Source organism: Rhizobacter sp. P2_D12, assembly GCF_056404395.1.
The window spans coordinates 39578-49872 of record NZ_JBFUEB010000040.1 but is presented as its reverse complement, the minus strand read 5'-3'; the positions used below and the strand labels follow the sequence as shown (position 1 = coordinate 49872).

At 72.6% G+C, this 10295-nt stretch carries 9 protein-coding genes; 5 read left to right on the top strand and 4 right to left on the bottom strand.

Annotation, left to right across the window (positions count from 1 at the left end; genetic code table 11):
• The 3 genes from AC1DYN_RS15430 to AC1DYN_RS15420 all read left to right on the top strand — a co-directional run.
• A partial coding sequence (locus AC1DYN_RS15430; RefSeq protein WP_477960997.1) for a winged helix-turn-helix domain-containing protein occupies nucleotides 1-507 on the top strand: 507 nt, incomplete at its 5' end.
• On the top strand, nucleotides 507-1823 hold the full coding sequence (locus AC1DYN_RS15425) for an ATP-binding protein (protein ID WP_477960995.1): 1317 nt from the start codon (nucleotides 507-509) through the stop codon (nucleotides 1821-1823). The genes AC1DYN_RS15430 and AC1DYN_RS15425, both read left to right, overlap by 1 nt.
• Entirely contained in the window at nucleotides 1820-4723 is a 2904-nt protein-coding gene (locus tag AC1DYN_RS15420) for a ligand-binding sensor domain-containing diguanylate cyclase (RefSeq protein WP_477960993.1), read from the top strand. Before AC1DYN_RS15425 ends, AC1DYN_RS15420 begins: the two co-directional genes overlap by 4 nt.
• On the opposite strand, the gene AC1DYN_RS15415 is transcribed toward AC1DYN_RS15420, so the two are convergent.
• Genes AC1DYN_RS15415 through AC1DYN_RS15400 form a run of 4 tightly spaced genes read right to left on the bottom strand, consistent with a single transcriptional unit; the run spans nucleotide 4716 to nucleotide 8796 of the window.
• On the bottom strand, nucleotides 4716-5744 hold the full coding sequence (locus tag AC1DYN_RS15415; protein WP_477960991.1) for a VWA domain-containing protein: 1029 nt from the start codon (nucleotides 5742-5744) through the stop codon (nucleotides 4716-4718). The genes AC1DYN_RS15420 and AC1DYN_RS15415 overlap by 8 nt on opposite strands.
• On the bottom strand, nucleotides 5741-6688 hold the full coding sequence (locus tag AC1DYN_RS15410; RefSeq protein WP_477960989.1) for a DUF58 domain-containing protein: 948 nt from the start codon (nucleotides 6686-6688) through the stop codon (nucleotides 5741-5743). The genes AC1DYN_RS15415 and AC1DYN_RS15410 overlap by 4 nt, the downstream gene beginning before the upstream one ends.
• Nucleotides 6685-7707 carry an AAA family ATPase gene (locus AC1DYN_RS15405; RefSeq protein WP_477960987.1) on the bottom strand — a complete coding sequence of 341 codons (1023 nt, stop codon included), beginning with the start codon at nucleotides 7705-7707 and terminating at the stop codon, nucleotides 6685-6687. Before AC1DYN_RS15405 ends, AC1DYN_RS15410 begins: the two co-directional genes overlap by 4 nt.
• A 24-nt stretch (nucleotides 7708-7731) precedes the next feature.
• Nucleotides 7732-8796 (bottom strand): S1C family serine protease, encoded by a 1065-nt coding sequence (locus AC1DYN_RS15400; protein WP_477960985.1) that lies wholly within the window; start codon nucleotides 8794-8796, stop codon nucleotides 7732-7734.
• A 141-nt stretch (nucleotides 8797-8937) separates the two neighbouring features.
• Between AC1DYN_RS15400 and AC1DYN_RS15395 the strand changes: the two genes are divergently transcribed.
• Entirely contained in the window at nucleotides 8938-9756 is an 819-nt protein-coding gene (locus tag AC1DYN_RS15395; protein ID WP_477960984.1) for a TatD family hydrolase, read from the top strand.
• An 8-nt stretch (nucleotides 9757-9764) separates the two neighbouring features.
• Nucleotides 9765-10289 carry a DNA-deoxyinosine glycosylase gene (locus AC1DYN_RS15390; RefSeq protein ID WP_477960982.1) on the top strand — a complete coding sequence of 175 codons (525 nt, stop codon included), beginning with the start codon at nucleotides 9765-9767 and terminating at the stop codon, nucleotides 10287-10289.
• Nucleotides 10290-10295 lie beyond the last annotated feature (6 nt).

The following is a 10295-nucleotide window of genomic DNA, read 5'->3' as shown; positions in this document are numbered from 1 at the left end:
GAGCAGGGCGGCCTGGGCGTGCTGCGGGCCTTGCGCGCCCGCCACGACACCACGCCGGTCATCGTGCTGACCGCGCGCGACGGCGTCGTCGACCGCGTCGCCGGGCTGGATGCCGGTGCCGACGACTACCTGGTCAAGCCCTTCGAGCTCGACGAACTCAGCGCCCGCATGCGCGCCGTGCTGCGCCGCCACAGCGGCCGCGCCCAGCCGCTGCTGTCGCATGGCGGCGTCACGCTCGACCCGGCCACCCGCCAGGTCACGCGCGACGGCAAGCCGGTGCTGCTGTCGGCGCGCGAGTTCGCGGTGCTCGAGGCGCTGATGGTGCGCCCCGGCGCGCTGCTGTCGCGCGCCCAGCTCGAAGACCGCCTCTACGGCTGGGGCGAAGAGATCGAGAGCAATGCCGTCTCGGTCTACATCCACCAGCTGCGCCGCAAGCTCGGCGCCGACTTCATCCAGAACATGCGCGGCGTCGGCTACTACGTCGGCTCGGCCGGTACGCCGCCTTGATGAAATCGATCCGCCTGCGCCTGCTGCTGGCGCTGCTCGCGATGCTGGTGGTGGCCGCCGCCATCATGGGCGCCATCACGTACCGCGGCGTGCTGATGGAGACCGAGGCGCTGTTCGACTACCAGCTGCGCCAGATGGCGCTGTCGCTGCGCGACCAGGGCGAGATCGCGCCCGAGCAGATGAACGCGCTGGCCGACGAGCAGTTCGATTTCATCGTGCAGATCTGGAGCGTCGACGGCCGCCGCATCTACGCCACGCGCGACCACGCCGACCTGCCGAACCGGGTGCTGCTGGGCCTGGCCGACGTGCAGGCCGGCGTGGACAACGGCGGGCAGACCTGGCGCACCTTCAGCGTCGCCACCGGCGATCGCGTGATCCAGGTGGCCCAGCCGGTGCAGATCCGCCGGCGCCTGGCGGCCGGCGCGGCGCTGCGCAGCGTGGCGCCGCTGCTGGTGCTGGCCCCGGTGATGGCACTGGCGATGGGTTGGATCGCGGCGCTGACGCTGCGCCCGCTGCGCCGCGTGGCCGCCCAGCTGCGCGAGCGCGGCGAGCAGCAGCTGGAGCCGCTGCCCGAGCAGGGCCTGCCCGACGAGGTGGCGCCGCTGGTCGGTGCGCTGAACGGCCTGCTGCAGCGGCTGGGCGAGTCGCTGGAGACGCAGCGCGCCTTCGTGTCCGACGCGGCGCACGAACTGCGCTCTCCGCTCACCGCGCTGAAGCTGCAGTTGCAGATGCTCAAGCGCGCACCGGACGCCGCGGTGCGCGACGACGCGGTCGCGGCGCTCAGCGCCGGCATCGACCGCGCGGCGCGCCTGGTCGAGCAGCTGCTGACGCTGGCCCGCACCGAGCCGGGCGCGCCGCCGCAGCCGATGGAGCCGGTCGACCTGGCCGAGGTGGTGCGCCAGGTGCTGGCCGATTCGGCCGCGTTCGCGCTGTCGCGCCACACCGAGTTCGCGCTGTTCGCCGATGTGCCGGTGCCGGTGCGCGGCGACCGCACCGCGCTGTCGGTGCTGGTGCGCAACCTGGCCGACAACGCGGTGCGCCATGCGCCGCCGGGTTCGCGCGTGGAGTTGCGCGTCACGCAGGAAGAGGGCGCCGCGCTGCTGCAGGTCGACGATGCCGGGCCCGGCGTTCCCCCGCAGGAGCGCGAACGCGTGTTCGACCGCTTCTACCGCCGCGCCGCGCAGGACGAGCCCGGCACGGGCCTGGGCCTGGCCATCGTGCGCGGCGTCGCGCGGCAGCACGGCGCGACGGTGGTGCTGGGCGAGTCGCCGCTGGGTGGGCTGCGTGCCACGGTGCGTTTCGAGGCGCCGGCGTGACGCGCGGCCGGCGAGCCTGGCGGACCTGGTGGTGGGTGTGCCTGGCCGGCCAGGCCTTCGCCGCGCACGCCGAGCAGATGTCGCTGCGCGAGTACGGCCCGGCCGACGGGCTGAACAACCTGGCCGCCAAGGCGCTCGTGCAGGACCATGCCGGCTTCCTCTGGGCCGGCACCGAGAACGGGCTCTACCGTTTCGACGGGGTGCGCTTCGAGCGCATCGGCGGCGACCAGGGCCTGATCGACGTGATCGCGCTCGCTGCCGACGCGGCCGGCCGGGTCTGGATCGGCACCCACGACGGCTTGTTCGTGCTGCAGAACGGGGCGCTGAGCCGCATCGACCACGACGGCAAGCCGATCGCCGTCTTCTCTCCGCAGGCCTTGTCGCTCGACGCCGCGGGCCGGCTGTGGGTGGTCGACGGGGACCGCCGGCTGCTGGCCGTGGCCAGCAGCGACGGCGGGGTCCACTGGCAGGTGAGTGCCGGCGCGGTGCAGCTGCCGGTGCCCGGTCTGTCGAGCGTGCTGGCGACGGGTGAGGGCGAGCTGTGGCTCGGCTGCGGCGAGGCCTTGTGCCGCCTGCAGGCGGGCCAGCTGGAGGTCTGGGGCGCCGAACGCGGCGTGCCGCGCCAGCGCTGGTTCCGCCTGCTGCGCAGCCGCGACGGGTCACTGTGGGCGCGCGGCATGCGCGGCGTGGTGCAGCTGCCGCCCGGCGCCGCGCGCTTCATCGATCGCGGCGACGCACAGATCGTCGACGATCCGGTCGGTCTTTATCCGTTGATCGAAGACGCGCAGCGCCGCATCCTGACCGCCGTGCCGCAGGCCTTGCTGCGCTGGGACGGCCGCTCGTGGCAGCGCTTCGGCGCCGACGCCGGGTTGCCGCTGGGCGGCCGGTTGCGTGCCATGCTGGCCGATCGCGACGGCGAGGTCTGGCTGGCACAGCTGGGCGCCGGCGTGCTGCAATGGCGCGGCTACGGCCTGTGGGAGAACTGGTCGGTCGCCGACGGCCTGCCCCGATCCACCGTGTGGGCGGCTCGCCGCGCCGGGCCGCCCGGGCCGCAGCGCCTGCACGTCGGGACCGGCGGCGGCCTGGCCGTCTTCGACGCCGCGGCACGCCGCTTCGTCGCCGCGGGCCGCGATACGCCGGCCGCACGCGAGGTGACCAGCATCGAGCAGGACGGCACCGGCGGGCTGTGGGCCGGCACTGCCGCCGGGAACCTGCTGCACTTCAGCGCCGGGGCCCAGCCGCAGCCGGCCACCGTGCTGGGCGTGCCCGAAGCGCCCTCCCTCTACCGCGTGCTGCGCGCGCGCGACGGCGAGCTGTGGATCGCCTCCAACGACGGCGTGCACCGCTGGCAGCCCGAGGTCGCCGGCGCGCTGCCGCGCCGCGTCGACACGGCGGCCAAGGGCAGCTTCACGGACCTGTGCCAGGGGCCGGACGGCACGCTGTGGTTCGCCGGCGACCTGGGTGTCGCGCGCATGGCGAACGGGCGCTGGAGCGCGCCGCACCGGATCGAGGCGGGACGCGGCGGCCGCGAATCGGCCATCGCCTGCCTGCACGACGGCAGCGCCGTCACGGCCAGCGCCGACCAGCGCCTGCGCCGCCTGGTGCCGCAGGGCGAGGCCTTGGCGGCCAGCGACATCACACCGTCGCTGCTGCGCGGGCGCATCGTCGTGGCCCTGCTGGAAGATCGCCGCGGCTGGCTGTGGGCCAACACCGACGGTGGCGTGGCGGTGTGGAACGGCACGCTGTGGCGCCTGCTCGACCAGCGCAACGGGCTGGTCTGGAACGACACCTCGGGCGGCGCCCTGTACGAGGACACCGACGGCACGATCTGGATCGGCACCAGCCGCGGCGCTTCCCACATGCTCGACCCGCAGTCGCTGTTCAAGCCGGCGCCGCTCGCCGTCAGCATCCTGTCGGTGAACCGGGGCGGCACCTCGCTGCCGGTCGATCGCCGCCTCGCGCTGCCCTGGTCGCACGAGGCGCTGGAGATCGCGCTGGGCATCCCCTCGTACCGCGACCGCAACGCCGTCGCGCTGGAATACCGCCTCGCCGGCTTCGACGACCACTGGAGCGTGGCTGCGCACCCCGACGTGCGCCTGACCGGACTGCCGGCCGGCACCTACCGCTTCGAGGCCCGGGCCGCCGACCTGGAGCGCGGGTCGCGGTCGACCCGCGTGACCCTCGACTTCGAGATCGAACCGCCCTGGTGGGCCACGCGTACTGTCCAAGCCGCCTGCGCGGTGCTGGCGCTCGGCCTGGCCTGGGCCTGGTCGTGGTGGCGCACGCGCGCGCTGGTGCGTGCCGAGCAGCGGCTGCAAGCCCTGGTGCGCGAACGCACGCGCGAACTCGAGGCCTCGCAGGAGCAGTTGCGCGAGCAGGCCACGAAGGACGCGCTGACCGGCGCCTGGAACCGGCGCGCCATCCTGGAGATCCTCGAGCGCGAAGTCGGCCGCACGCGGCGCGAGCGCAAGTCCATGACGCTGGTGCTGGCCGACATCGATCACTTCAAGCGCATCAATGACACCCATGGCCACCCGGCGGGCGATGCCGTGCTGCGCGAGTTCGTCGGCCGCTTGTCGGGGGCCATCCGGCCGTACGACGCCGTCGGCCGCTACGGTGGCGAGGAGTTCGTGCTGGTCATGCCCGGCCTGGGCGGCGACCTGGCGGAAGACCGCGAGCGCCTGGCCCGCATCCACGCCGTCATCGCCGCATCGCCGATGCACGCCGGCGACACCCCCATCGCCGTCACCTGCTCGTTCGGCGCCATCGGCCTGGAGCCTGCCGCCGAACTCGGCGTGGCGGCGATGATCGCGGCCGCCGACGCGGCGCTGTACCGGGCCAAGCGCGGCGGACGCGACCGCATCGAGTACGCGCAGCGCCCGTTCGATGCCGCTACATGACGCGTCCGAACCACCACACCGACAGCGTGGCGGCCAGCAGCACCAGCACCGCGCCCAGCGCCGCCAGCAGGCTGCTGACCTCGGTCTCCTTCTTCTCGACCATCAGCCGCGAGCTCAGGCTCTGGTAGACCTTCTTCAGGTCGGTGGCGGTGCCGGCGTAGAAGTACTCGCCGCGCGTCAGGTTGGCGATGTTCTTCAGCGTGTCCTCGTCCAGCCGCACGCGCATCGACCAGCCCTCGAAGCCGATGGTCTCGCCTTCCTTGGTGCCGATGCCCACCGAATAGACCTTGACGCCGCGGTCGGCCGCCATCTTCGCGGCATCGATCGGGTCGGGCCCGGTGGTGCGCTGGCCGTCGGTCAGCAGGATCACCGCCGCCGATGCATACGAGCCCGGCGCCACCGGCACGAAATCCTGCTTCGGCTTGTCGTTCGGGCCGAGCGGCATGTTGCGCTGGCCGGTGATCTGCGACAGGTCGATGCCGGCGTCGGGGAAGATGGTGGCCAGCGACAGCACGATGCCGCTGCCGATCGCGGTGCCGCGCTGCAGCTGGAAGCGGTCGATGGCGGCCACCACGTCCTCGCGGCTCTGCGTCGGCGGCTGCACCACCGCGGCGGTGCCGGCGAACGACACCACGCCCACCCGCACGCTGCGCGGCAGCTCGACCAGGAAGGACTTGGCCGCCTCCTGCGCGGCGGTGAGGCGATCCGGCTGCACGTCGGTGGCGCGCATGCTGCCGGACACGTCCATCGCCAGGATGATGGTCTCCTGCTGCAGCGGCAGCGTCACCACCGCCAGCGGCCGCGCGGTCGCGACGATCAGCGCCGACAGCGCCAGCAGCAGCAGTGCCGGCGGCACGTGGCGGCGCCAGCCCGGGCCGCCGCCCTGGGCCTGCTTGACGATGGCCAGGCTCGCGAAGCGCAGCGTCGACTTCTTGCGCTTGCGCAGCAGCCACAGGTACAGCAGCACCAGAAGCGGCACGAGCAGCAGCAGCCAGAGCAGGTGGGGCCACACGAAGTTCATGCCGCAACTCCCGGGCGAAGCGGTCTCAGGTGGGCGGCCATCCCGCCGCCGTGCGAAGCGCGGGCGCGTTGCCGGCGCAACTCGACGAAGCGCAGCAGCGCCTCGCCCAGGTCATCGTCGGTGGTCAGCTCCAGCGTGTCGACGCCGGCGCGCGCGAAGGCGGCATGCAGCTCGTCCTCGCGCAGGTCGGCGATGCGCGCGAAGCGCTCGCGGAAAGCCGGGTCGTGCGTGTCCACCAGCATCTGCTCGCCGGTCTCGGCATCCTGCAGCGTCACCAGGCCGATGTCCGGCAGGTCGAGTTCCATCTCGTCGTACAGCCGCACCGCCAGCACCTCGTGGCGCTGCGCCAGGCGCGCCAGCGGGTCGGCCCAGCCGGGCCCGCTGATGAAGTCGGAGACGACGAAGACCATCGAGCGCCGCGGGATCATCGCCGCCGCGCGCTGCAGCAGGTCGCCCAGCTGCGTGCCGTCGGTGGCCGACGTGGTGGGGGCGGCATGCGCGCGCATGCGCTGCAGCAGGTTCAGCACGTGGGTGCGCCCGGTGCGCGGCGGCAGCACCGCATCCACCTCGCGGCCGTACAGCACCGCGCCGACCCGGTTGCCGTGCCGCGTCAGCAGCCGCGCCAGCACGGTGACGAACTCGGCCGACACGCTGCGCTTGCTGCGCTGGCCGCCGAAATCGACGCTGCCGCTCAGGTCGAGCAGGAACCAGGCGCTCATCTCGCGGTCTTCGGTGAACTCGCGCACGTGCGGCACCTGCAGCCGCGCGGTGACGTTCCAGTCGATGTGGCGCACGTCGTCGTGGTGCTGGTATTCGCGCAGGTCGGCCAGGTCCAGCCCGGTGCCGCGCCACAGCGTGCGGTAGTCGCCCTGCAGCAGGCCGTCGAGCCGGCGGATCACGGTCCATTCCAGCCGGCGCAGCACCGCATCGGCGCTGTCGTTCATGACCGCCCCGGCCCCGCGGCGGCCTCCCCGGGCCGGTGCGCCATCGGCTTGTCCGGCTTGGGCACCTTCTGGACGATGCGGTGCACCACCTGGTCGGGGGTCAGGCCCTCGGCCAGCGCCTCGTAGCTCAGCACCAGGCGGTGGCGCAGCACGTCGGGCACCAGGTCCTGCACGTCCTCCGGCAGCGCATAGCTGCGCCCGCGCAGCAGCGCCATCGCACGCGCGCCCTCGATCAGCCCGATGGTGGCGCGCGGGCTGGCGCCGAAGTTGATGAACTTCGCCTGGTCGGCCATGCCGTAGCGCGCCGGGTTGCGCGTCGCGCTGACCAGCCGCACCGCGTACTGCATCAGCGCCGGGTCGACGTAGACGCTGCGGCAGCGGTGCTGCAGCTCGGCCAGCTGCTCGGTGCTGGCCACCGGCGACACCTGCACCGGATCGCCCGTGACGCGCTCGACGATCACGAACTCTTCTTCCTCGCTCGGGTAGCCGACCAGCACCTTCATCATGAAGCGGTCGACCTGGGCCTCGGGCAGCGGGTAGGTGCCCTCGGTCTCGATCGGGTTCTGCGTCGCCATCACCAGGAAGGGCGACGGTACCTTGTGCGTCTCGCCGGCGATCGTCACCTGGCGTTCCTGCATCACCTCCAGCAGCGCGCTCTGCACCTTGGCCGGCGCGCGGTTGATCTCGTCGGCCAGCAGCAGGTTGGCGAACACCGGGCCCAGCGAGGTGGTGAACTCGCCGGTCTTCTGGTTGTAGATGCGCGTGCCCACCAGGTCGGCGGGCACCAGGTCGGGCGTGAACTGGATGCGCTTGAAGCTGCCGCGCAGCGTGGTGGCCAGCGTCTTGACGGTGATGGTCTTGGCCAGGCCCGGCACGCCTTCGACCAGCAGGTGGCCCTGCGCGAGGATGGCCACCATCACGCGTTCGAGGAACTTGTCCTGCCCGACGACGACGCGCTTGACTTCGTACAGCAACCGCTCCATCAGCGTCGCGGTGTTCGGGCTGTCGGACGGGTCCATGGGGGCTCCGGAAAGGGATGGAAATCAGAACGGCGGCATGCCGGCCGCATTGGCCGCGCTGTCGATCGGCACCGCGAAGCCGATGCCGATGAAGGTGCGGTGCTCGGTCGGGTTCAGGATCGCGGTGACGATGCCGACCACGGCGCCGTCCATCGTCACCAGCGGGCCGCCCGAGTTGCCGGGGTTGGCGGCCGCATCGAACTGGATCAGGTTGTTCAGCAGGCGCTGGCCCTGCGGCGAGCGGAAGTCGCGCTTGAGCCCCGAGACCACGCCGCCCGACACCGACGGGCCGATGCCGAACGGGTAGCCGACGGCGATCACCTCGTCGCCGGGCGCCAGGTCGCTGGCCGAGCGCATGGTCGCGGCCTGCAGGTCGTCGGGGATGCTCTTGGCGCGCAGCACCGCCAGGTCGTGCTGCGGCTCCACGCCCACCACGATGGCGTCCGACTCGTGCCCGTCGGCAAAGGTCACGCGCAGCTTCTTCGAGCCCTGCACCACGTGCAGGTTGGTCAGGATGGTGCCGTTGTCGATGATCACGACGCCGGAGCCGGTGGAGGTGGACAGGTGCGGCTCGCCGGGTTCCGGCGTCTCGGCCACGGCCTGCTTCTTGCGATCCCCCGGACCGGGCCGCGCGGCCTTCGGGATCGGCACCGGCTTGCCTGCCTTCGGGTCGGCCGGGGCCGGGGACTGGCCCGGCGCCTTGGCCTCGTCGGCATCGTCACCATCGGTGCCGACCACCCGCACCACCGACGGGCGGATGATCTCGTAGGCCTTGGCATAGGCCGAGGGCAGGGGTTCCTTCTCCAGCGAATGGCGCACCGCGGCATCGATGTCGGCCTGTGTCAGCACGCGCGCCGCCGGGTTCATCGCCTGCCAGCCGGCCAGGCCGCCCAGCACCAGCAGTGCGCCGCACAGCGCCCACATCACACGCTCATGGCGTCCGAACCGGCCGCGCCAGCGCCCGCGCGGCCTGGCAGGCTGGGGTGCGGCCGCATTCGTCGCGTCTGCCGCGGCAGCAGCCGCAGCAGCCAGTGGAGCCGGCTCGGGCGGTGCCCGCCGAGAACGGCTGTAGAGCGGAGCCTGTCTCATGCCTGCCTCCTGCGATAGCAGTTGGCACAGTGAATTACAAAACTGTGCCGATTGCTGACGATGGCCTCACCGTAACACGGAGTTGCCGGCCGTGCACGCCCTGAGGTATGGGGCCGGCATTTGGCGAGGCATCATTCGGGGATGCCCTGGATCGACTCGCATTGCCACCTCGACGCGCCTGAATTCGATGCCGACCGCGACGCCGTGGTGCAGCGCGCCATCGCGGCCGGCGTCACCCAGCTGGTCTTGCCGGCGGTGTCGGTCGGCAATTTCGACACGGTGCGCGAGCTGGCGCACCGGCATGCCCTTTCCTACGGCCTGGGCATCCACCCGCTGTGCGTGGACGGGGCCGACGACGGCGACCTGGCGCGCCTGCGCGCGGCGCTGCAGCAGCACCGCGACGACCCGCGGCTGGTGGCGATCGGCGAGATCGGGCTCGACCATTTCGTGCCGGGGCTGGACCAGGCGCGCGGCGAGCACTTCTTTTCGGAGCAGCTGAAGCTGGCGCGCGAGTTCGGCCTGCCGGTGATCGTGCACGTGCGCCGCTCGGCCGATTCGCTGCTGAAATACCTGCGCCGCATCGAGGTGCGCGGCATCGCCCACGCCTTCAACGGCAGCGAACAGCAGGCGCAGGTGTTCGTCGAACTCGGTTTCAAGCTCGGCTTCGGCGGCGCGATGACCTTCGACCGGGCGCTGCAGATCCGGCGCCTCGCGCAGGCGGTGCCGGCCGACAGCCTGGTGCTGGAGACCGACGCCCCCGACATCCCGCCGCACTGGCTGTACCGCACGGCCGAACAGCGCGCCGCCGGCGCCGCCCCGTCGCGCAACGAGCCGGCCGAGCTGCCGCGCATCGCGCAGGTGTTGGCCGAACTGCGCGGCTGCACGCCGCACGAGCTGTCGCGGCTGACACGCGACAACACGCACGCCGCGCTGCCCAGGCTGGCGGCCTTGGCAAACTGATCCGCCCGATGCCGACAGCCCCCGAAACCACCGAACCCCCCGCCCTGCTGCGCGGCCTGCCGCCGGTGATCGGCCCGCGCACGCGGCTGCTGGTGCTGGGCAGCTTTCCCGGCGTGGCCTCGCTGCAGGCCGGCGAGTACTACGCCCACCCGCGCAACCACTTCTGGCCCATCCTGTCGGCGCTGTGGGGCCTGGACCTGCGCGCGCTGCCCTATGCGCAGCGCATCGACGCGGTGCGCGAGCGCGGGCTGGGCATCTGGGACGTCTATGCCCACTGCCGGCGCGAGGGCAGCCTCGACAGCGCGATCGAGGATGCCGAGTACAACGACCTGGCCGGCCTGAAGCGCCGCGCGCCCGCGCTCCGCGGCATCGCCCACAATGGCGGCGAATCGGCGCGGGCGATGCGCCACACCGCGTCGCTCGGCGTGCCGGTCGCCCGCCTGCCGTCCACCAGCCCCGCCAATGCGTCCTGGAGCTTCGAGCGCAAGCTCGCCGCCTGGCGCACCGTTTTCGAATCCCACGGGATTGCCTGACCCACC